This window comes from Streptomyces sp. NPDC001443, assembly GCF_053597355.1.
On sequence record NZ_JBSFIA010000038.1, the window covers coordinates 31,478 to 53,890 of the forward strand.

Genomic DNA, 22,413 nt, shown 5'->3' on the forward strand with positions numbered 1-22,413 from the left:
CGATTCTCTCAGGTCCCGGACGGCCCCGGACCGGCCGGGGACCCGGCCGCCTGCCGCTGCCCCGGGCCCCCGCGCACCGCGCGGGCCAGCCGGGTGGCGGCCGCCGCGCGCGGTCCGCTGTCCGCCGGGCGTCTCCTCGGGTGGACCGTGTTGGCCAGCAGCACCAGGAAGGTGTCCGTGGCCCGGTCCAGGACCAGCGACGTCCCCGTGAAGCCGGTGTGGCCCGCCGCTCCCCGGCCCGCCAGCTCCCCCATGAACCACGGCTGGTCCAGGGCGAAGCCGAGGCCCGGCGCGGTCAGCAGGAGCTCCACGAAGTCCGGACCGAGGATGCGGGCGGCCCCGTACGAGCCGCCGGCCAGCAGCGTGCGGCAGAACACGGCCAGGTCGCGCCCGGTGGAGAACAGGCCCGCGTGGCCGGCCACCCCGCCCAGCGCCCAGGCGTTCTCGTCGTGGACCGTGCCCCGCAGCATCCCCCGGTCCGCCTTGGCCCACGGGCGCCGCTGGTCCTCGGTGGCCGCCGCGCCCGGGCAGGGGCCGTAGCCGGTGGCCGTCATGCCCAGCGGGCGGGTGATGCCGTCGCGGACGAGCACGTCGAGGCCTCGGCCGCCGACCCGTTCCAGGACGTGCTGGAGCAGCAGCATGTTCAGGTCGGAGTAACGGTAGGCGCCGGGCGCGCCCACCGGCGCCTCCGCCCGCAGCCGCGCCAGCCGCTCGGTGTCGTCCGCGCAGTCGTACAGCGGGAGTTCGGGACGCAGCCCGGAGGTGTGGGTGAGCAACTGCCGTACGGTGATGCCGTGTTCGGCGGCGGCGCGGAAGTCCGGCAGATACGCGCCCACCAGGGCGTCGATGCCGAGGGTGCCCCGCTCGATCTGCTGCACCGCGGCGACCGAGGTGAACAGCTTGGTCAGGGAGGCCAGATCGAAGGGCGTGTCGACGGTCGCCGGCACCCGGGCCCCGGGCGGCGCCTCCACCCCGGTGTCCGTCCCCGGGTCGTACGAGGTGTGGCGCACCGCCCAGCCCGCGGCCTCCGCCACGGCGATCACCGGGCCGCGTCCGGCCACCACGACGATGCCCGCCGCCCAGGGGCGCTCCCCCACGGTGAGCTCGCGCACCTCGCGGACGAGGCGGCTCAGTTCGCGGGCGTCCAGCCCGGCGCGCTCCGGTGTGTCGATGCGCAGTCTCGGCGCGCTCAGTTGCCCTCCCCGGGTCTCTCGGCCTCGTGCGTGATCGCACGTGCGTGCCAGGGTCGGCACAGTCCCACGAAGCAGGCCACCGCCACCAGTGCGGCCGTCAGCTGGACGAACGCCATGGGGACGGCGGTGTGCTCGCCCGCGACGCCGACCAGCGGTGAGGCGATCGCCCCGACGAGGAAGGAGGTCGTGCCGAGCAGGGCGGAGGCGGCGCCCGCGGCGTGCCGCACGCGCATCAGGGCGAGGGTCTGGGCGTTGGGCAGGACGAGGCTCATCGCGGACATCAGCACGAACAGCCCGGCGGCGACCGGGACCAGGCCCACCTCGCCGAACGCGCCGGTCGCCATCAGCAGCAGGGCGGTCGCGGCGAGGACCACGACCGCGAGGCCCGCGGCCAGCACCCGGTCCAGGCGGACCCGGCCGACCAGCACCCTGCCGTTGACCTGGCCGACGACGATCAGTCCCACGGAGTTCAGGCCGAACAGCAGGCTGTAGGTCTGCGGGGAGGCGCCGTAGATCTCCTGCACCACGAACGGCGACGCCGAGATGTAGGCGAACAGCGCGGCGAAGGCGAAGCCGCCGGTGAGCATGTACCCGGCGAAGGCACGGTCGGCGAGCAGTCCGCGCATGGCGCGCAGCGCCTCGCCGACCCCGCCGCCGTGCCGCCGCGCGGGGGGCAGGGTCTCGGGCAGTCTCGCCCAGACCACCGCCGCCAGCACGACGCTCACGCCCGTCAGCAGGACGAAGACGCCGCGCCAGTCGGTCACCCGCAGGATCTGCCCGCCGACGAGCGGCGCGACGATCGGGGCGACGCCGGAGACCAGCATGAGCGTGGAGAAGAAGCGGGCCATGGCCACGCCGTCGTACAGGTCGCGCACGACCGCCCGCGCGATCACGATGCCGGCGGCGCCCGCGAGCCCCTGCGCCAGCCGGAAGGCGACCAGGAGCTCCACGTCGGGCGCCAGCGCGCACAGTGCGGTGGCGACGACGTAGACCGCGAGTCCGGCGAGCAGCGGACGCCTGCGGCCCCAGCGGTCGCTCATCGGGCCGACGACGAGCTGTCCGAGCGCCATGCCCGCCAGGCAGGCGGTGAGCGTGAGCTGGACGGTCGCGGCGGGTGCGTGCAGGGCGCGGGTGACCTCCGGCAGGGCGGGCAGGTACATGTCCATCGCCAGCGGGGGTGTCGCTGTCAGCGCGCCGAGGACGAGGACGACCAGGAGACCGGTACGGCGCGCGGCCCGGCCGCCTGTCGCCGTCGCCGTCGCCGCAGACTCGGCGCCGTGCTCCAGGCCGGGTGTCCCCGCGGTGCGCTCGGACATGCGCCCCTCCCTCTCCGAGTGATCCGCCGCCTATGCTCTCAGCTCGTACAGACTGCCGAAGGCCACATGAGCGAGGGTGGGGGCCGCATGACGGTGACGGAAGACACGGTGCGCTGGGGGGTCCTGGCCACCGGCGGGATCGCGGCGGCGTTCACCGCGGACCTGGTGGACCTGCCGGACGCGCAGGTGGTGGCGGTGGCGTCGCGGACCCGGGCGTCGGCGGAGGCGTTCGCCGAGCGGTTCGGGATACCGCGGGCGTACGGCGAGTGGGAGGCGCTCGCGCAGGACGCGGACATCGATGTCGTCTACGTCGCCACCCCGCACGCGGCCCACCGGGCGGCGGCCGGCCTCTGCCTGGAGGCCGGGCGCAACGTGCTGTGCGAGAAGGCGTTCACGCTGAACGCGGGCGAGGCGCGGGAACTGGTCGCGCTGGCCCGTGAGCGCGGGAGCTTCCTGATGGAAGCGATGTGGATGTACTGCAATCCGCTGGTGCGGCGGCTGAAGGCGCTGGTCGAGGACGGCGCGATCGGCGAGGTGCGCACGGTGCAGGCCGACTTCGGGCTCGCGGGCCCCTTCCCGCCGTCGCACCGGCTGCGCGACCCGGCGCAGGGCGGGGGCGCGCTGCTGGACCTCGGGGTGTACCCGGTGTCGTTCGCGCAGCTGCTGCTCGGGGAGCCGTCGGACATCGCGGCGAGAGCGGTGCTCTCGGACGAGGGCGTCGACCTCCAGACCGGAGCACTGCTCTCATGGGAGAGCGGCGCTCTTGCTTCGGTGCACTGCTCCGTGGTGGGCGGTACCGGCACCACGGCCTCGGTCACCGGCTCCGCCGGCCGTATCGACATCCCGGACGGCTTCTTCCACCCGGACCGCTTCGTCCTGCACCGCGACGGCCGCGCCCCCGAGGGGTTCGCCGCCGACCCGGCCGACGGCCCCCGCACCAGCCTGCGGCACGAGGCGAAGGAGGTCATGCGGGCCCTGCGGGCGGGCGAGACCGAGTCCCCGCTGGTCCCGCTCGACGGCACCCTCGCCGTGATGCGCACGCTCGACGCGATCCGCGACCGCATCGGGGTCCGCTACCCCGGCGAGACCGGCGAGACCGGCGGACCCGGCGCGGCCGAGTCCGCCGGCCCGGCCGGAACCGGTCCGCTCATGCCGGTCTGAGGCCCGGGGCCCCCACCTCCGTGACGAAGGACCCGGCCGTCGCGATCGGCGCGCCGGGCGTCGTCACGTACGGCACGGCCCTGAAGTCGGCGCGGGCCAGCCGCTGCCCCAGCGCGATCCGGGCGTAGCCGCGCCGCCCGTCGTAGAACCGCAGGTGCGGGTTGGCCGCCATGCGCGCGGCCCAGTTCCCGGGCCGCGGGACGCCGTCCCCGCCGCTGGCGATCGACGTGGCCACGATCTCGGTGCCGAGCGTGCGGGAGGCCGGGTCGTCGAAGTCGTCCTTGATGTCGAAGCCGTAGCCGACGTGCACATCGCCGGTGAGCACCATCAGGTTCTCGACGCCCGCCGCCTTGACGCCGTCCAGGACCCGGCGGCGGGCGGCCGGGTAGCCGTCCCAGGCGTCCATGGAGACCTTCGCGGCCGGGCCGGTCCCCAGCCGCTGCCGGGAGAAGCAGACCTGCTGCGCCACGACGTTCCACAGCGCGGCCGAGTCCCGCCAGCCGTCGAGCAGCCACCGCTCCTGGGCCGCGCCGGTCATGGTGCGTGCCGGGTTCTCGCTCTGCGGCCCCGGCGCGTGCGGGACGTCGCCGTAGGCCTGGTCGGAGCGGTACTGGCGGGTGTCGAGCACGTCGAACTGGGCGAGCCGACCCCACCGCAGCCGCCGGTACAGCCGCATGTCCGGTCCCACGGGCAACTGCGGTGCGCGCAGCGGCTGGTGCTCCCAGTAGGCGCGGTAGGAGGCGGCGCGGCGCAGCAGGAACTCCGCCGGGGAGACCCCGTTCTCGGGGACGTCGCCCGCGTAGTCGTTCTCGGTCTCGTGGTCGTCGAAGGCGACGACGAAGGGGTGCGCCGCGTGGGCCGCCCGCAGGTCGGGGTCGGTCTTGTAGAGGGCGTAGCGCAGCCGGTAGTCCTCCAGCGACACGGCCTCGTGCGCGAACAGCGCGGGGAGGCGGCGGTCGGTGTAGGCGCGGGCGCCACCGGTCGCGTCGACGGCGTACTCGTAGAGGTAGTCGCCGAGGTGGAAGACCACGTCGACGTCGTCCTCGGCGAGGTGCCGGCAGGCGGTGAAGTACCCGTCGTGGTAGGCCTGGCAGGCGACGGCCGCGATGCTCAGCGACGACACGGCACTGCCCTCGGCGGGTGCGGTCCGGGTGCGGCCGGTCTCGCTGAGCCAGCCGCCCACGCGGAAGCGGTAGTGGTAGACGCGGCCGGGTTCCAGACCGTCGGCCTCGACGTGCACGGTGTGCCGGAACTCGGGATGCGCGACGGCCGTCCCCCGCCGGACGACGGCGGCGAAGCCCTCGTCGCGGGCCAACTCCCATTCGACGTCGACGCGCTGGGCGGGCAGTCCGCCGTCGGGCTGGTACGGGGCGGGTGCCAGCCGGGTCCACAGCAGGACCGAGCCGGGCAGCGGGTCGCCGGAGGCGATGCCGAGGGTGAAGGGGTAGGCGTCGATCCGCGCCGCGTCCAGCTCCGCGGCGGCGGCCACCCCGGCCGCGGGGAGGTCTGCGGCGAAGGCGAGCGCCAGCGCCGCGCCGGAGACACCGAGGAAGCGGCGGCGGTCGAGACGGCGGGCGGCGGCCCGGAAACCGGGCGTGTGCCGCGGGGGTGCCCGATGCGACGAGGGCGTTGCGATGGTCATCTTTTCCTCCCCGGACAGTTGAGGGAGGAAGCGGGGAACCGGCCGCACCCGACACGCGCCCGTCGGCCGCGCACCACCCGGACGGCAGACACCGGGGCGCGGCCGGGCGCGGGGCGCGAATCGTCAACTCCTCAACCTGCACAAGCGGAGTTCGACCGTCCGAGCATTGCGGGCCGGTGACGGGCTTATGCTCAACTCCCCTGCACAAGAGCTTCACATATGACGTAATCCGGTTCCGCCGACCACACCGACGGGGGGAGGCGGCAGCCGTTCCACGGCGTCGGGTGGGGGTGGGCCTCGCGCGGGACCGCGGGGCACGCACCGATCCGTGGAACGGCTGCCGCGTACGCCGGCGCGGTCCGGGGCCCGTGCGGGTCGTCCGCGCCCCGGACCGCGTGCCGCACCCGCGACCGCCCCGAAACCCGCGCACGTCGGCGCGCTTCGGCCCCGCGCACGTCAGCGCGCGTCCGCCTTGGGCACGTCAGCGCGCGTCCGCCCCGGGCACTTCACGGGCGTCGGCCCCGGACCCACCGCTGTCGCGCACCCCGGCCGTATCGCCGTCCGGCACCTCGTCGGCACCACTGCCCGGCACCCCGGCCGCCCGGCTCTCCGGCGCCTCGGGCACCACGCCGTCGGGTACGGCGCTCTCGGGCACGGCGCTCCCGGGCGTCTCGGGCCCGGTGCCGCCCGGTGCCCGGACCGCCTCGCCCCCGGCGTCGGCTGCCGTGTGCCGGCCCGCGCGTTTCGCCAGACGCCGGCGCAGCGCGTACGCCCCGCCCGCCACCAGCGCGAGCGAGGCCGCGCCGCCCTCGACCAGCCGCCACGACGAGGTGTGGCCCGCCGCCGCGCCCGCCTCGCCCGGCGCGCCGGCCGCCGCCCGCGCCGCCTTCCCCGACGGCGACGCGCTCGCCCCGCCCTCGCTCAGCGGCTTCACCAGGGTGCCCACCGCACGCGCCGAACCGCCCTTCGCGAAGCCCCAGTCGAGCAGCGCGGCCGTCTCCTCGTAGACGGAGTTGTAGCCGCTCTCGGGATGCATCACGGTGACGATCAGGGTGCGGCCGTCGCGGGTGGCGGCGCCGGTGAAGGTGTTGCCCGCGTGGCTGGTGTAGCCGTTCTTCACGCCTATCAGGCCCGGGTACGTCTTCACCCCGTACGCGCCCGACAGCAGACGGTCGGTGTTCTGGATCTGGAACGTCTTCTTCCCGCCCGCGGGGAAATCTGCCGTCCGCGTCCCGCAGTACGCGCGGAAGTCGGCGTTCTGGAGCCCGTGCCGGGCGAAGAGGGTGAGGTCGTACGCCGACGACAACTGCCCCTTGTGGTCGAAGCCGTCCGGGCTGACCACATGCGTGTCCAGGGCCTGCAGGTCCACGGCCCTGGCCTGCATCTCGGCGACCGTGCGCGCCGGCCCGCCGTTCATCAGCGAGAGCACGTGCACCGCGTCGTTGCCCGAGCGCAGGAAGACGCCCTGCCACAACTGCTCGACGGTGTAGGTGATTCCGGGCTTGATGCCGACGAGGCTGGAGCCCGAGGGTATGCCGACCAGGTCGGCGTCGGTGACCTTGTAGCGCTCGGTCCGTTCGAACTTCGGCAGGACGGTGTCGGCGAACAGCATCTTCAGCGTGGACGCGGGGGCCAGGCGCTGGTGCGCGCGGTAGGAGGCCAGCACCTCGCCGGTGTCGTGGTCGGCGACCAGCCAGGAGTGGGCGGAGAGCTTTCCGGGCAGCCCGCCGGCGCCGCTGACCTGGACGTCGGGCCGCCCCAGCCGCTCACCGCCGATCACCGTGGCGGCCGTGCCGATCGCGGGGGTCGGGGTGGAGGTCGCGCCCTTCGTGGCGGAGGGGGACGCGGACGCGGACGCGGGCAGGCCGGCGGCCAGCGGGGCGGCCGCTGCGAGGGCGAGCAGGGAGCGCCGGGACAGCCGAGAGGATTCACTCACTCCGGGACCGTACAAAGCGCGTGCGCGACGCCGTACGGCGGGTCCCCTCATGAGCCTGCCAAGTCCGCCGACGAGACCTCGGCCGGGCCATTGAACAGGGGTTTCCTGGCAACAGGCCCATCACAGCTTAGGAATGAGCTGTCTTACGGAACTTTGATTCCGGGCCGCACATTCTCAGTTCTCACACATCCCTTACTCAGGGGGACTCAAAGGTTTCTTCCTAGCTTGTGGCCGCGCCCACAGCGGGCGCCGAGAACCTCGAGGAACGGGATGTTTGGCATCTATCTCAAGCGCGAGCTGAGCCGGCGCAAGAAGGCGGCTCTGGTCATCGCACTGGGTCTGGCGCTCGGTATCGCCCTGGTCATCACCGTGAACTCGGTGTCGGCCGGCATGACCCAGGCCCAGGACAAGGTCCTGCAGTCGCTCTACGGCCTCGGCACCGACATGACGGTCACCAAGGCCCGTACGGCGCCCACCGGCGGCAGTTCGGGGAAGCCGAACTTCCAGTTCGACGCGAAGTCCGAGGACGACGACTCCACGCAGAGCTCGGACCGCGTGATGACGCAGGGCGGTCAGGCCCTGGCGTCCTCGCTCGTGACCAAGGTCGCCGCGCAGAAGGGCGTGGCCGGCGCGGTCGGCGCGCTCAGCCTGAACGTCGTCAAGGTCGACGGTTCCTTCACCCAGGGCAAGGCCAAGAGCTCCACCAGCGGGCAGAGCAACCAGGGCGGCCCCGGTGGCGGCAGCGGTGGCAGCATGCCGCAGGTGCAGGGCGGCGGCGCCTCGTTCGACGTGAACTCGTACTCGGTCGGCGGCGTCGACGTCACGAACCAGGACCTGGGCCCGCTGTCCACGTCGAAGATCACCTCCGGCAGGACCTTCACCGCCGCGCAGACGAACGCCAAGGTCGCCGTGGTCAGCAAGTCGTACGCCAAGGAGAGCAAGTACAAGGTCGGCTCGACCTTCAAGATCTCCGGCACCAAGTACACGGTCATCGGCATCGCGACGCCCGACAGCAGCGACTCCACCACGGACGTCTACCTGCCCCTGAAGCAGGCCCAGACGCTCGGTGACGCCAAGAACAAGGTCACCACGATCTACGTCAAGGCGACCGACTCGCAGCAGATCGACACGGTCAAGGCGACCATCCAGAAGAACATCTCGGGTACGACGGTCACCACCTCCGCCGACCTCGCCGAGACCGTCTCGGGCTCCCTGTCCACCGCCTCGAACCTGGCGACCAGCGTCGGCAAGTGGCTGTCGATCGCGGTGCTGGCCGCCGCGTTCCTGGTGGCCGCGCTGCTGACCTCCTCGGCCGTGTCGCGCCGGGTGCGCGAGTTCGGCACCCTGAAGGCGCTCGGCTGGCCGAGCCGCCGGGTGACCCGGCAGGTGGTCGGCGAGTCCATGGTCAACGGTCTGCTCGGCGGCGCGCTGGGCATCGGCCTGGGTCTGGCGGCCGCGTACACGGTCACCGCGATCAGCCCGAAGCTGACCGCCCAGCTCGGCAGCACCGGCGGCGGTGGCGGCATGGGCGGCGGTCCGGGCGGCGGCGGCCCCGGCCAGCAGGCGGCCCAGAACACGATGGAGATCGCCCTGTCCGCGCCCGTGTCGGCGACCACCATCGCGCTCGCGGTGGGCCTCGCGGTCGCCGGCGGTCTGATCGCCGGTGCGATGGGCGGCTGGCGTGCCTCCCGGATGCGTCCGGCCGACGCGCTGCGCAGCGTCTCGTAACACCCCCCGATACCGGGGCGTCGCCTCACCCTTCCCCCCGGGAGGCGGCGCCCCACCTTCCTTCCCCCCTCTCCCCTTCCTTTCCTCCCCTTTGTCCTCCTCAACTCACGGAGCACCGATGTACAGACTGACCGGCGTCACCAAGCGCTACACCCGGGGCAAGGAGACGGTGGAGGCGCTGCGCGGCGTCGACCTCACGATCGAGGACGGCGACCAACTCGTCATCCAGGGCCCCACCGGCGGCGGCAAGTCGACGCTGCTCCAGATGATCGGCGGCCTGGACCGCCCCTCCGCGGGCAGCGTCGAACTGGACGGTGTGGACCTCGCCACCATCAGCGAGGCCAAGCTGACCCGGCTGCGCGCCGAGAAGATCGGCATCATCTTCCAGGCGTTCAACCTGATCCCGACGCTGACCGCGCAGGAGAACGTCGAGACCGCGCTCGTCCCGCTGGGCGTCAAGCCCGCCGAGCGGCGCGAGCGGGCGGCCGAGGCGCTGCGCTCGGTCGGCCTCGGGGAGCGGCTCGGCCATGTCCCGACCGAACTGTCCGGCGGCCAGCAGCAGCGGGTGGCCATCGCCCGAGCGCTGGTGAAGAAGCCGAAGGTGCTGCTCGCCGACGAGCCCACCGGCAACCTCGACGAGGGCACCCGCGACGACATCATGGGCCTGCTGGAGGGCCTGTGGCACGAGTACGGGCTGACCTTCGTCATGGTCACCCACGACTCCTCGATCGCCCGCCGCGCGCCGCGGCTGGCCACCATCAAGTCCGGCCTGATCACCCTGACCGAGCAGGCCGGCGCACGCCAGTACGCGCAGCAGGCGCCCGGCGCCCAGGCGTACTGAGCCCGCGGCGGCCGACGGGGCCGCCCACCTGCCGGGCATCCGGTCGGCGTCAGCCGGCTGCCCGGCGGTGGGCGGCCCCTCGCGGCTCGTCCGCGCCACCCGAACGGCGGCCCGGACGAGCCGCCGCGGGGGCGGCGGTGCGACGGTGGACACCGGAAGAGGGGGTGGGATCCGTTCCCGCTGTCGACTCTGGGGAGTCCTCGTGACCTGCTGCTACGACCGACGAGATCTGGGCCTGCTGCTGCTCCGGCTGGGTACCGGAGGGGTGCTGGCCGCGCACGGCGCGCAGAAGCTGTTCGGCTGGTTCGGCGGCCACGGGCTGGAAGGGACCGGCCATTTCATGGAGTCCGTCGGGTACGCGCCCGGCAGGACGAGCGCGCTGGCGGCCGGTCTCGCGGAGACGGGCGGCGGCACGCTGCTGGCCCTGGGGCTCGCGACACCGGCGGCGGGCGCGGCGGCGGCCGGCGCCATGGCCGGGGCGTCCGCGGTGCACGCCCCGAACGGGTTCTTCGCGCAGGAGGGCGGCTACGAGTACGCGGCGAGCCTGGGCCTGGCCGCCACCGGTCTGGCGGTCGCCGGGCCGGGCCGGCTCTCCCTGGACCACGCCTTCGGGCACGTCTTCGACCAGAAGTGGATGGTGCCGATGGCGCTCGGCGCGACGGCCGCGCTGACCGCGCTGGTCGTGGGCGCGCGCAACGCGCGGGTGCGCAGGCGGGCGGAGGGCGAGCAGCAGGCGCTCTTCGAGGAGTAGTTCCCGGGCGCCGGGGGCCGTGGCAGGCTGCCCGCATGAACGATCAGGACTCCCCCGCCGCCCCCGCGGATCTCTGGGCCGCCGTCGACGGCCTGTGGGCCTGGCTGGAGGCCGGCCGCCCGTCCGGCGGCCGGGAAGGGCTGCTGCTGCGCATCCTCAAACTGTCGGAGGAGGTCGGCGAGGTCGCCCAGGCGGTGATCGGCGCGACCGGCCAGAACCCGCGCAAGGGCGTCACCCACACCTGTTATCTGGGGTCATTTGCATATGTGTGCAGATCAGAGATCTTTGCGGCTGTCAGTCACGTGAGGTACGTCTAGTTCTGGCGCCCCAAGCCCAGCACCGCGTGCTCCTGGGCAGGGATAGCAGGCTCATTAACTTGCGAGTGAGGCGGCGCGTGCGGGGGCAAGGGTGTCATCTGGCTCAACCCCCGGCTGATCTACAGCGCTTGTGGTGGGAGGTTACGCCGCGTTCGGCACATTGCAGCTTGAGCGTCGAGTTACTGGGCGGGACGCCCCTGGACCACGCTACAAGGGCACGTGTCATGCCGTAAGCGCCCCTCTTCTACACTCGGTTCAGGCAAGTCAGGGGGAGGAGCCGTGGTCACAGCGCTCGTCGTCGGAATGGGCAACTTCGAGGCAGATAACGCGACTTCACGGGATCCGCTGGGGCCGGGGCCGCTGCATCCCCTCGCCTTCATACCGGGAGCCACCGCAGGTGTCGCCCAAGCGCTCGGCGGCCATCCCGGTATCACTCTGTACGGCGAAGGCCCGCGGATCGACCTGTCGTACGCGGCGTTGGAACAGTCGTGGCGCGACGCCTTCGAGGTGTCCGCCCGGGCCCGCTCGGGGCTGATCGTCCACTTCCTCGGCCATGGCGTCAAAGGGGCGACAGACAACGAGCTGTACCTTGCCGCTCGGGATACCAGGCCTCGGGATCTGGCGTTCACAGCCGTTGACGTGGATCGATGGCTGAAGCAGGTGGAGAACACCGAGGACGGGCCACCGGTACTGCTTCTACTCGACGTATGCGGGGCGGGCCGAGCCACGATGCAGCAGTGGCTGCACCACCTGTCCGTGGACCGGCGCCGCGCCTGGGTCATCGCAGCATGCGCCGAGGACGAGAAAGCGTACGGGGCATCCTTCTCGCGGGCCACCGGCACCGTCTTGGCCCGCCTCAAGGCGGGCTGGCTCGACCTGTCGCCCGGTGTGCGACATGTGCCGGTGGAGACATTCGCGCGGGAGATCGATCGGGAACTGGCGCGTCTCCTGCAGGCCGAGGGCCGGGCCCCGCAGCGAGTTCTGCGCACGGCCCACCCGGAGGCTGACAGCCCGGTACCGCCATTTCTGCAGAACCCGGCCTTCCGCGAGACGGCCGCCGGCCGCTACCGGCAACACGTGGAGAACGGACTGTGGCAATTCGCCTCCGCCGTCGACCCGGGGCTCGACGTCGTCCACTTCGTCTCCCGCGCCTCGGGCACCCCACACCAGCAGAATGTCACCCGCCGTTGCTTCTTCACCGGGCGTCGACTCCAACTCGCCCAGCTCAAAGCCTGGCTGGAGGACGAGAAGGCGCCCACACTGACAGTGGTGACTGGCAGCCCCGGCTCAGGAAAGTCGGCGCTGCTCGGCGTGCTCACCTGCCTGGCACACGAACAGCTGCGCGAGGTGTCCGGGCCGATCCGCTCCGTTGTGCCGAGCGAGTTGCGCGTCGAGCGGTGTCCCAGGTTCGCTGCCGTGCACGCAAGGCAGCGCGATCCGGCAGCCGTACTCACCTCCATAGCCCGCCAGTTGGGGTTCGACGACGCACCGCACCGCGGCTGGACCACCAATGTGCTCCTGGAGCGACTGCGTCAGCCGGCCCCCGCCCAGCAGCCCGCGGTCGTGGTTGTCGACGCCCTCGACGAGGCGTCCCTCGACAAAGAGCTGCTGCGCACGGTCCTGCTGCCGCTAGCCCGCGCGCCCCGAGACCCACACGGTGCCCCGGTGTGCAAAGTCGTCATAGGCGTACGCCCTTGGTGGGACCGGTTTCCCGAACTCCAACCGGGCATACGCTCTTTGCTCTCCATAAACCTCGACGACGCGCCCGCCGAGGTACGCGAGAGGGAACTGGGCGACTACCTGTCGGACCTTCTGGAGGAAGTTCCTGCATACAGCGGCCCGGGCACGTCCACGGCGCGCGGAGAGTTGGCTCGCGCGGTCGCCCGACGGTTCGTCGCGGTGCAGCACAAGGGCGGGTTCCTGCTCGCCTCGCTCTTCGCGCACTACCTTGCCGAGTACGACAGACCGCTGACAGCGGCCGAGGCGGTCCGACGGGTGCCGGACGAGCTGCCCGGCATGCTCGACCTGCATCTCGGCGTGCTGACCCGCGCACGGCCCGCCATCCGCTCGGTCCTGTCCGCCGTCGCCCACGGCCTCGGCCAGGGCATGCCATTGGAGATCATCCACACGGTGGCCGCAGCCCTCACCGCGCCACCGGGGACGCCGCCGAGCCTCAGCGACGCCCGGGACGCCATTGAGGCGGCCTCATTCTATGTGCGCACGGCCACGGATACTGACGGGCGCCGTCTGTACCGGTTCTTCCACCAGAGCCTGACCGACCACCTGACGCAGGCCGACGACGCGGACCGTCAGCGGCTCTACGAAGCCGTACGCCGTTCGGTTCCGGGTCGTGACGAGCGCGGCGAACCGGCTTGGGACCTCGCCCTGCCCTACGTACTGCGGCACGCTGCTCAACACGCCGTCTCAGCAGGTCAGTTCGATAGCCTTCTCAAATCGCCCGGATTCCTGGTCCATGGCGATCCCACCGCGCTGCGTGCACAGTTGGGTAACGCGCGGTCCCTGCGGGCCCGGCAGGTCGCCGAGCTCGTCGCCTCGGCGCTGGATCCTCAGGACGATCCCTGGGTGCGCTGGGAGTGGCTCCGCACCAACGCCGTTGCCTGGCAGGAGGAATGGCTGCTCCAGGGGCTCGACGCGCTGCGCACCCAGGTCAGGCCGCGCGACGTGCTGACCCTCCAATGGGGATCCCAAACAAGGGAGTTGAGCGAAAGCGACCTCCGTTACCCCGAGCACGCGGTCTTCGCCGGGACGGAGGAGGGACCTGTCGCCGTCGTGGCGTACGCGGGCGGCGCGGTCCAGATCAGGGACGCCGGAACCGGCGGAGTACTGGTCACTCTGCAGTCGTTCGACAGCGACATCACCGCGCTCGCGGCCAGCACGATCGACGACATCGTGTCGGTGGCGGTCGGCACCGCGTCCGGGAACCTCGCACTGTGGCATATGGGAGGCGAACGACCGCACTGGGCTGTTGAGTTGCCGCACAGGGTGACTGGCATCGCGATCGGCACCCTGCGTGGCGCCTGGGTGGTGGCCGCGTGCACCATTCGGGACGTCATGGTGTACTCCGTCGACGGCACCCACCTGTGGACCGCCGACCTTCAGGACACCTGGCTCGCAGGCCTGGAGGCGGACGGGTTGCCCGAACCCGTCGACGACATTGACCCGATCGACGATCCTCACGTGATGGAATCGGCGCTGGAGTGCACGGATATCGCCCTCGCCGAATTCGACGGGACGCCCGCCGTGATCGTGGGCACCTCGGCCGGTACCGTCGAACTCTGGGACGCCGACGGCGGCGGCCACCGCAGCCGCGCTGTGAACACGTCCCGCATCCACAGCGTCACACCCAATCGCAACGGCCGCGCACGCAACGTCGTGGCCTGCGCGGATGACGGCGTGCGGATGCTGAACTTGGACGATGGCCGCATCGACGACCTGCCCGCCTCCGGCGGCATTGCGCAACCGGTAACCCTGCTCGACATTAATGGGGAGGAGCACACGGCAATCGGACGTCTCGGACGCGTAGAGATCCGCACACCGAGGGGCACGACATCGCACGCACCCGCCTGCCCGGACGGGGCGAGCCTGCGTGCCCTGACCGCGGACGGCCCTCGCCTCTACGCCGTCGCGGAGACCTGCCGCCATCAAGCAGCCGTCCTTACCTGGATTGCCCCCGACCAGCAGCTGTCCACGTGGGAAGGGCACGATGCCGACGTGGTGTCCGTCGCCCTCGTCGGCCACGAAGGAAGGCAGCTGGCGCTAAGCCTGAGCGACGACGGGACGCTGCACACCTGGGACACCGAGGACGGACTATGCGTTTACTCCGGGCGCCACCCCCAGGCCCTGTCCGCGACAGCGGGAGTGCTGGACGGTGAACCGGTGGCCGTCCTGAGCGAGATGCATGGCGCTGCGCGCCTCATCGGCCTGACGGACGGCCGCACGCGCCGCACCTGGCGCTGGCCGTCCGAGCTCCAGAGTCTGCGCTGGATTCGCTATCGAGGCAGGGGCACCCTGTGCGGCCTCGATTCCACCGGCCTGGCCCTCGCCGATATCGCCGAGCCCGAGTGCGTGCGCCGGATCCGAGACACTAGCGTCACCGCGTACGCGGCGGGTGACGTCGGCGACTCCAGCCTGGTCGCTCTCGGGCGATGGGACGGCGAACTGGCCGTCCACGACGGACGGCGCGGACGGGAGTTCACGGTCCGGGGCGGGGACATCAGGGAGGAACTGTTGGTGCCGAGCGCACTCGCCCTCGGCTTGCACGACCACCGTCCCGTCGTGGTCTCGGCGTTCTCCGACGGCCTCGTCACCGGGCACGACGCCGTCAGCGAGCGCGAAGTGTTCTCGTTCCGCACCGGCGATGAAGAGGATGTCCTCGCGCTCCACACGGTGGCCCGGGGCTCGTCGTTCCACGTGGTGACCACCTCGTACGACGGAGCTATCCGTGTCTGGGCACCATTCGAAGGGCCGGATTTGCTCGGCGAGGTCCAAGTCGCCGGACAATACGGTCCGTTGGCGGTGTCCGGCGCCGGAGTGCTCGCCGCTTACGGGGCCCGTATCACGTACTTCAGCTGGGCCACCGGACAGCAGACGAAAGGATGACGCAGTGCCGCGACACGACGTGGTGATGGTGCACGGCGTACGGAACTGGATGCCCGACGCGCCCCCAGCCGAGGCCGCCGCCGCACTCGCCGACGACTGGTCAGCGCGGCTCGCCGCAGGCTACACGGCAGCCGGGCTCGGCCATGTGCCGCCACCGCGTGTGCACGCCGCGTACTACGCAGACCTACTCAACGACGCCGAGTCCCAGGCCCCGCCGGACGACAACATGGACGGTCTCGGACCCGGTGAACAGGATCTCCTGCTGGCCTGGCTGAGCGCGGCGGGCCTACCGCCGGAACCGGACGACGGCCAAGCCTGGGGCACGATGCCGGTCCGCCAAGCCCTCTCCTGGTTCGCGAGTCGGCGTGGCATGCCAAGCAAGGTGCTGGCGAGGATCGCCGTCGCCCTGCTGCCCGAGGTGTACACGTACCTGACCTCGCCCAAGCGTCGTAACGCGGCCCGTGGGGTGGTCGCCGACGTGGTCCGGGCATCGGGAGCCCGGGTTGTCGTCGCCCACTCCCTCGGCTCAATCGTCGCCTACGAGGCCCTGCACGCCCATGCGTTGCCTGGGGTCGAACTGCTCGTGACCCTCGGCTCGCCACTTGGGCTGCCGGGCGGGGTCTTCGACGCGCTGGAACCCGCGCCGACCGGCGGCAGGGGCAGCAGGCCGCCAAGCCTGGCGCGCTGGGTGAACATCGCCGACCCGGGAGATCTGGTCGCTGTCCCCCGCCGCCTCGGCGACCGTTTTGCGGTGGATAGCCACCACGAGGCGCACATCGCCGCCGTCGACTTCCACACTATGGGTAGTTACTTGAATTGCGGCCTGACGGCGTCCGCGCTAGCGTCGTACCTTTCCTGAGAGCTCCGGTCGTTGGTAGATCGTCTCTCGTCTTCCATACGTATCAGATGTTCACGAGCTCATCTCCCTCTGGGATAGGTTCAAGGTCGACATCGGTGTCTATTGCGATGCGTCGCGATTCTGATCTCGCATCATGTTCCGCAGGGCCGTCCGAGCTGCAGCCAAGTCATCTTGAGCTTCGGCCAGTTCGGCCAGGAGACCCTTTCGGTCAGCTTCGGCCTGCTCCAAAGCTGCGGCGAGTTGCTGGTTTGCCACGGTCAGTTCCTGAACACGGGCTACCAAGTCCTTGGACATGAGGAGGTTGACCTGCTCGCCGAGACCGCGCTGCACAGCAGCCCGGAGCCGGTCCCGTTCTTCGGTGAGCGCCCGGACCTGAGCACGCGCGAACTCAAGGTCGGTGGCCAGGCTCGCGGCGCTGGGTGTCGAACCTTCCTTGCGTTTCCGGGCTCCAGCTATCGCCTGGCCCGCACGAGCGGCCTCGATGTGCTCGCGGACCCCCTCGGCGTAGACAAGCCAGTTTGAGACGCCAGCCCGCTTGGCGACTGCGAGGAACGTGATCGGGTCGCCATCGGCTTTCATCGTGTCCACCACGGCGAGCACCTTGGCCCTTTTCTCCCGGCTGGCCTTCTGCCGGGATTCAAGGAGCACCTGAGCTGGCGTACGCGGCTCCTTCGTCATGCGACCACCTCCGGAGGACCGAGTGCGGGCATGCCCAGGCTCACAGCACCCTTCGAGGCTCCAGCACGGAGCTTTCGCAGAACCTTGCTGGCCTCCTCGACCTCGTGTCGCATCTCATCGGGCATCGAAGCCAGTTTCTCCTTCTGATTCTCACGGACGGCCTGAAACGCGGTGATCTGGTCGTCCAGGTTCCGGATGACGAACTCGGCTGCTCCCGCGGCGGCAGCGACCTCACGGTCCGCCTTCAAGGCACGTACGTGTTCCTCAACAGCGGGCAGATAGGACGGATCAGGGCGGTAGGAGCCGCAGCCAGCGCACTGGAACCGAATGGGGCACGCCTTCCCGCCGGCCTTCACGTTGGTGGGCTCGATGCAGTTCCCGAACGCCACTGCCACCGACCGCATCTCGTACGCCGTGCTCGATCGCATCGGAGCAGGATTGCCGAAGCGGTCGGTGGTCAGGCTCTTGATGGTGTTGATGGCCTCCCGCTTCATCTTGATGCTCACTTTGTAGTAAGCAGCGGTGGTATCAGCGGATTTGTGATCCATCAGATCCTGGAGGACGTGCTGCGGCATACCGGCGTCGGCGTATCGCTGGCAGAAGGTGTGGCGGAAGGCGTACGGGTAAATCAGCGATCGGTCGAAAGGCAATGGTGTGCCGTCCGGGCCGAGTTCTTCGGAGTGGATCTCCGGGATTGAATCGGCCCATGTCCGGATGGCGGCGCCGATGTTCCCGGTGGTCAGGTGGCCGGTGGCGGCGTTGTCGGTGATCGCCGGGAACAGGAAGGGGAGGGCACGAGAAGGCAGGTCGAGTCGCTCTCGGACCGATGTCCACTCTTTCACCGCGCTGACGGTGTCGCTGTCCAGGGGGAGGCGTCGCCGGAGCCTACCTGCCTTGGTGTTGTCCCAGATCAGCTGGTACTCACCGCCGTCGTACTCCAGGCAGCTCAGGCCGAGAGCGCCGATCTCGTTGGGGCGGCGTCCGGTGTCTCTCAGCAGCACGTAGACCGTGCGGAACATGGCCCGGATACAGTCCGTCGGCATGCTGCCGTAGGTCATCCCCACACCGATGAGGTCGAGGTGCTTGTCGAGCTGAGCAACGACCAACTCGGGGACGGCCTTTCCGATGTTGTCCTCATCAACTTTGTCCCGCTTGATGCGGTGCTCGTTCGTATGGAGAACGAACCGAGGAGAGAGATCATCAAGGACTCCTTCGATTCGGCCGAATTCCAGGAGCTCCGTGAAGAGCTTCAGTAGCCGGGCCCGGGAGTCGTTGCTGCGGGGCTTCCCGTCCCTGCGAACGGACACCCTGAACTCGTTGACGACCGCCGTCATGTCCGCGAAACCCAGTCCGGCTGGGTCGGAACCAGCACGCCGGGTAGCGAGGGCCTGAGCGGCGATCGTGCAGGCCAGGAGCCGGTCACGAAGAGCCGAGGACCCCGGACTCGTCGTGCGAGCCCAGTGCATGGCTACTTCCCTTAGCCATGGCTGGAGGATGGGGTTGAAGTCGATCTCGCCCTCACGCACGCGGAACCCGGTCCGCGTGCGTGCTGGTAGAGGGGTATCGAGCGCTCGCAGGTCCCACACCGGTTTGGCGGTCTCGTCGATACCGCGGTACGCGTCGAGGCCCCTGGCGATGTCTCGCTTGACCTCCTTGATCAGAGACTGAGTCGCCGTGCATGTGGTGTCGGAGGGGCCAGGCGTGGCGCCAACCGCGAGAGCCACAGAGGAGATGCCGGCGAACAGCTTGACGACCTTCCTGACCTGAGTCGGGCGGAGAACCTGGCCCCGCACGTCCCTCTTCTGGAGGGCGTAGAGCAGCTCAAGGCGCGTCGTCTCCTCAAGAGGAACGAGGCTGAACTCGTTCTGGAGGAGGAAAGGCACCCGGGTCTCGGTCCACTTGGCCAGGTCCTCGCTGCTGTTCCGGCCGCTCTCGCGGGCGTACGCCGCCCACAAGTTGCGGTGTGCATAGCAGAGGTGCGTCGGAAGGCTCTCCTCGCTTCGACACCCTCGGACCGCGCACAGAGGCAGCCCGGGGAACGGCTCTTGTGCGGTTGCCCATGCCTCACGCTCAGCCGCGTAACGGCTGATCCTGGCATCGTGGCCGTAAGTCCTGCGTACATGGCTGCGCCAGACCGAGTAGTGGCTGTGGCAGAGCTGCCCTTTGATCCTGTCGCGTCCGCAAGCAGGGACAACGCACCGCTCAGGCCTGGCGTGGAACCTCCGGTTGCGTCGCGGGACAAAGGTCTGGTCGAACTCTGTTTCCGTCAGTTTGGACGCGCGGTAATCGATGTTGCAGCTTCCGCAGTACGTCGGCCCCTCGGTCGGGGAGTCGCAGAGAGGATGGCGGCAGCGTCGTGATCCAGTGAGCGAGTTGTCCGGGTCTCCGACGAACAGCAGATCATGAGGGTGCCATTCACCGGGCCTCCAGTTCATGTTGACGGCGTCCTGAAGCCAGGCGTTCCAGGACCGAAGCAGGTGATCATCAGCCGGCAGAGCCGCGACGCCCACGTTCCTTGCCAGGTTGGCCCTGCCGTTCACCGCTGTGCGGCCCTTCGCATCTCCGAGACCGCCGTCACAGCGTCCCGTTTTTCCTGGTCGCTGGCGTGCAGGTAGATCTCCATCGACTGCTCGCTGACATGCCCGAGCAGGTCCTGGACCACATGACGCTGCTTGCCCTGGCGAATCCACCGCGTCGCGGCCGAGTGCCGGAACATGTGCGGCCGTGTGGCGAAGCCCGCCCGTTTGGCAAGCCGCGCGAACAGGTCGTACGTGGCTTGGTACTTCATTGGCGAGCCCAGAGGCCCACGGAACAGGTTGACGAACGTCATGTCGCAGGACGCGGCCTCGGGCACGGCCTCCCGTTCCCACTGGTAGTCGGCGTAGAGACCGACCAGGCCGTCGCTGACGGGGACCGATCGAGGCTGCCGTGACTTGGCCAGGGCTCCATTCGAGTTCTGGCGACGGCGCACATGGATGTGAGGACCGACCGTGTGGCACCCGAGCGTCGCCGAGTTCGACAGCAGATGCATGTCCTCCCGCCGCAGACCCAGGGCTTCCCCGATGCGCACACCCGTTTCTGCCAGGAGTGTCACCAGGAACCGGTCGCGAGCGTGGCACGTGAGGTCGATGATGCGGAGGACCTGCTCGTCGGTCAGGTACTCGTAGCCGGAGACCGCGACTTTGAACTTCAGCTTCCGTGCACGCACAGTGCGGTACTGATCGTCCTCACCGGCGCTGTAACCGGCCGGCATGTGGTGGAGAAGCCTCGGTTCGGTCAGTAGGGCGATCAATTCTGCGGCGACCCACCCGTGCAGGCAGCAGTACCTGAGGAACTGACATGTAGTGGTCATGATCGCGTTCGCGGTCTTCTTACTGCGGTGCCGGGGCTCGGTAAGCATCCTCGGACTCCTGGTAGGCAGGGGTACGTCGACCAGCCAGTGCAGGAACTGAGCAAGCTGCACGACGGTGGGTGCCGACCAGCAGACGCCGAACTCCGCACAGTAGGACAGGTACACCGCCACCCGGCCTGCGTAGCTGCGCAGGGTATTGACCGATGCGTCTTCCTGAGAGGCCAGCGCGGTCAGGTACGCGGTCGCCTCAGGGTGGATCTCGTAGTCCTTGCTGACGACGATCCACCTGGTTGCCTCATCGGCGGGCCCGATGGCCTTCTCGGCCCGGTAGGCGCGGGGCTCGGAAGAGAGTCCGGCTAACGTCACTGAAGTCCCCCAAGATAGTTGTCTGTCACGTAGAGAACGCGCAAACGTCACTTAGGTAACTGAACTTCAGGACTTGCTAGAGATAACACCTGGGACGACGTCGAGGCGGAGCTGTGCGACGTCGTGATCACCGCCCTGGTGGCCCTGCGCACGCTGACGCCCGAGGCCCGCGAGGTCTTCGCCGGGCATCTGGCCCGGGTCACGGACCGCTCGCTCCCACGCTGACAACCTCCCTTCTGTGGCCTTCGTTACGGATGTGCCGCGTGTGTCCGACGGAGGCGATGGGCAGTCACTGCACGTGCGCCAAGCCGTCCAGTCTGTCCCATTGGGGGAACCGTGAGTGTGTGCGTGATAGGTGCGGGTCTGTCGGGTCTGGCGACGGCTCACGCGCTCGCACGGCGGGGGGTCGACTTCGTCTGTCTGGACAGGGCCCCGGACGTCGGCGGCATCTGGCGTCAGCCGGGGGCCGGGGAGCGCGGGCCCGGCTATCTGTCGCTGCACCTCAACACCGCCAAGCAGCTCACCGGTTACGCGGACTTCCCGATGCCCGCGTCGTATCCCCTCTATCCGCGGCACAGTGAGGTCGCCGCCTATCTGCGCGCGTTCGCGGAGTGGGCGGGCGTGCTGGACCGGATCGAGACGGGCGTCGAGGTGCTGTCCGTGGCCCAGGAGCCCGAGGGCGCGTGGACGGTGGTCAGCCGGGGCCCGGACGGGGTCCGGACGCGGCGGCGGTTCGCGCAGGTGATCGTCGCCTCCGGTCACAACACCGAGCCGGCCCTGCCGCACCCGGCGCCCGGCTCCGAGTCGTTCACCGGACGGATCCTGCACTCGCTCGACTTCCACGACGCCCGGGACTTCGCCGGCCGGCGCGTGGTCGTCGTCGGGCTCGGCGCGTCCGCGGTGGACATCGCCTGCGACCTCTCCCGGCACGCCGCGCACACGATGCTGTCGGTCCGGCGCGGGCTGCACGTCGTCCCGAAGCAGTTGTACGGCATCTCCGTCGACGAGTTGGCCGAGACGCCGTGGTTCACCGAGATGTCCTTCGCGCAGCAGCGCGAGTTCGTCGAGAAGGCGCTGCACACCGCCCGGGGCAGGCTGTCGGACTACGGGCTGCCCGAGCCCGACCACCCGATCTTCTCCTCGGCGGTGACCCTGTCGGACGAGATCCTCAGCCGGATCCGGCACGGCGCGGTGAGGCCGAAGCCGGCGATCGAGTCCGTCGAGGGCGGCCTGGTCCGCTTCGCCGACGGAACCTCGGCGGAAGCCGACGCGATCGTGCACTGCACGGGCTTTCGCATGTCGTTCCCGTTCCTGCCGGAGGGCTGCCCGGTCGGCCCCAAAGGGTCCGTCGAGCTGTACCGGCGGGTCGTCGCGCCGGACCGTCCCGGCCTGTACTTCGTCGGTCTGGTCCGCCCGGTGGGCTCCGTCACCCGGCTCGTGGAGGCGCAGTCGCGGTGGGTCGCGCGGCTCGTCGAGGGCGCGGCCGTGCTGCCGTCCGCGGAGGTCATGCGCAAGGAGGTCGACGGGTATCTGAGCGCCGTCGCGGAGCGGTACGGCAATGCCGAGGGCTCCTCGATCCAGGTGGACGTCGCCCCCTACCTCGCGGAACTGCGCGACCTCTAGGGCCTCCCGACGGCAGGGAACGGATTCCCT

Annotated in this window: 15 protein-coding genes; 8 read left to right on the plus strand and 7 right to left on the minus strand. The window is 70.4% G+C overall.

The genetic code is table 11. The features are described from left to right. Positions 1-8: 8 nt before the first annotated feature. Together ACWC24_RS31770 and ACWC24_RS31775 are read right to left on the minus strand one after the other, a co-directional pair. A complete protein-coding gene (locus tag ACWC24_RS31770; RefSeq protein WP_450666349.1) occupies positions 9-1,253 on the minus strand; it encodes a serine hydrolase domain-containing protein in 1,245 nt (414 codons plus the stop codon). After that, positions 1,190-2,509, minus strand: coding sequence for a multidrug effflux MFS transporter (locus ACWC24_RS31775; RefSeq protein ID WP_450666350.1), 1,320 nt, complete (start codon positions 2,507-2,509; stop codon positions 1,190-1,192). The genes ACWC24_RS31770 and ACWC24_RS31775 overlap by 64 nt, the downstream gene beginning before the upstream one ends. Before the next feature lie 87 nt (positions 2,510-2,596). On the opposite strand from ACWC24_RS31775, the gene ACWC24_RS31780 reads away from it, so the two are divergent. Then, positions 2,597-3,670 (plus strand): Gfo/Idh/MocA family protein, encoded by a 1,074-nt coding sequence (locus ACWC24_RS31780; protein ID WP_450666351.1) that lies wholly within the window; start codon positions 2,597-2,599, stop codon positions 3,668-3,670. Here the strand turns inward: ACWC24_RS31780 and ACWC24_RS31785 are convergent. Beyond that, positions 3,657-5,312 carry an alkaline phosphatase D family protein gene (locus ACWC24_RS31785; protein WP_450666352.1) on the minus strand — a complete coding sequence of 552 codons (1,656 nt, stop codon included), beginning with the start codon at positions 5,310-5,312 and terminating at the stop codon, positions 3,657-3,659. The two genes, ACWC24_RS31780 and ACWC24_RS31785, sit on opposite strands and share 14 nt — an antisense overlap. Before the next feature lie 481 nt (positions 5,313-5,793). Next, complete coding sequence (locus tag ACWC24_RS31790; protein WP_450666353.1) at positions 5,794-7,248, minus strand: D-alanyl-D-alanine carboxypeptidase family protein; 1,455 nt, start codon at positions 7,246-7,248, stop codon at positions 5,794-5,796. A 270-nt stretch (positions 7,249-7,518) separates the two neighbouring features. On the opposite strand from ACWC24_RS31790, the gene ACWC24_RS31795 reads away from it, so the two are divergent. From ACWC24_RS31795 to ACWC24_RS31820, 6 genes are all read left to right on the plus strand, one after another. Then, complete coding sequence (locus ACWC24_RS31795) at positions 7,519-8,976, plus strand: ABC transporter permease (protein WP_450666354.1); 1,458 nt, start codon at positions 7,519-7,521, stop codon at positions 8,974-8,976. Between the two features lie 118 nt (positions 8,977-9,094). Then, positions 9,095-9,817, plus strand: a complete 723-nt coding sequence (locus ACWC24_RS31800; protein WP_450666355.1) for an ABC transporter ATP-binding protein — start codon at positions 9,095-9,097, stop codon at positions 9,815-9,817. Positions 9,818-10,019: 202 nt separating this feature from the next. Then, complete coding sequence (locus ACWC24_RS31805) at positions 10,020-10,568, plus strand: DoxX family protein (RefSeq protein WP_450666356.1); 549 nt, start codon at positions 10,020-10,022, stop codon at positions 10,566-10,568. 35 nt (positions 10,569-10,603) lie between these two features. Then, complete coding sequence (locus ACWC24_RS31810; RefSeq protein WP_450666357.1) at positions 10,604-10,885, plus strand: MazG-like family protein; 282 nt, start codon at positions 10,604-10,606, stop codon at positions 10,883-10,885. Positions 10,886-11,164: 279 nt separating this feature from the next. Further along, on the plus strand, positions 11,165-15,505 hold the full coding sequence (locus ACWC24_RS31815) for an AAA family ATPase (RefSeq protein WP_450666358.1): 4,341 nt from the start codon (positions 11,165-11,167) through the stop codon (positions 15,503-15,505). A gap of 4 nt (positions 15,506-15,509) precedes the next feature. Then, on the plus strand, positions 15,510-16,364 hold the full coding sequence (locus ACWC24_RS31820; RefSeq protein WP_450666359.1) for a serine peptidase: 855 nt from the start codon (positions 15,510-15,512) through the stop codon (positions 16,362-16,364). A 99-nt stretch (positions 16,365-16,463) separates the two neighbouring features. On the opposite strand, the gene ACWC24_RS31825 is transcribed toward ACWC24_RS31820, so the two are convergent. Genes ACWC24_RS31825 through ACWC24_RS31835 form a run of 3 tightly spaced genes read right to left on the minus strand, consistent with a single transcriptional unit; the run spans position 16,464 to position 20,760 of the window. Then, the gene (locus ACWC24_RS31825; protein ID WP_450666360.1) at positions 16,464-17,042 is read right to left on the minus strand and encodes a DUF6262 family protein; all 579 of its coding nucleotides are present in this window, start codon (positions 17,040-17,042) and stop codon (positions 16,464-16,466) included. Further along, the gene (locus tag ACWC24_RS31830) at positions 17,039-19,582 is read right to left on the minus strand and encodes a tyrosine-type recombinase/integrase (RefSeq protein WP_450666361.1); all 2,544 of its coding nucleotides are present in this window, start codon (positions 19,580-19,582) and stop codon (positions 17,039-17,041) included. Before ACWC24_RS31830 ends, ACWC24_RS31825 begins: the two co-directional genes overlap by 4 nt. Continuing rightward, positions 19,579-20,760 carry a tyrosine-type recombinase/integrase gene (locus tag ACWC24_RS31835; protein WP_450666362.1) on the minus strand — a complete coding sequence of 394 codons (1,182 nt, stop codon included), beginning with the start codon at positions 20,758-20,760 and terminating at the stop codon, positions 19,579-19,581. The genes ACWC24_RS31830 and ACWC24_RS31835 overlap by 4 nt, the downstream gene beginning before the upstream one ends. Before the next feature lie 336 nt (positions 20,761-21,096). Here ACWC24_RS31835 and ACWC24_RS31840 point away from each other — a divergent pair, with 336 nt between their 5' ends. After that, positions 21,097-22,383, plus strand: coding sequence for a flavin-containing monooxygenase (locus ACWC24_RS31840; protein WP_450666363.1), 1,287 nt, complete (start codon positions 21,097-21,099; stop codon positions 22,381-22,383). Positions 22,384-22,413: the final 30 nt, after the last annotated feature.

Excerpts from the sequence above, each read along its gene's own strand:
- ACWC24_RS31785 (WP_450666352.1), bottom strand. The coding sequence starts at position 5,312 with ATGACCATCGCAACGCCCTCGTCGCATCGGGCACCCCCGCGGCACACG.
- ACWC24_RS31795 (WP_450666354.1), top strand. The coding sequence starts at position 7,519 with ATGTTTGGCATCTATCTCAAGCGCGAGCTGAGCCGGCGCAAGAAGGCG.
- ACWC24_RS31825 (WP_450666360.1), bottom strand. The coding sequence starts at position 17,042 with ATGACGAAGGAGCCGCGTACGCCAGCTCAGGTGCTCCTTGAATCCCGG.
- ACWC24_RS31810 (WP_450666357.1), top strand. The coding sequence starts at position 10,604 with ATGAACGATCAGGACTCCCCCGCCGCCCCCGCGGATCTCTGGGCCGCC.
- ACWC24_RS31780 (WP_450666351.1), top strand. The coding sequence starts at position 2,597 with ATGACGGTGACGGAAGACACGGTGCGCTGGGGGGTCCTGGCCACCGGC.
- ACWC24_RS31775 (WP_450666350.1), bottom strand. The coding sequence starts at position 2,509 with ATGTCCGAGCGCACCGCGGGGACACCCGGCCTGGAGCACGGCGCCGAG.
- ACWC24_RS31800 (WP_450666355.1), top strand. The coding sequence starts at position 9,095 with ATGTACAGACTGACCGGCGTCACCAAGCGCTACACCCGGGGCAAGGAG.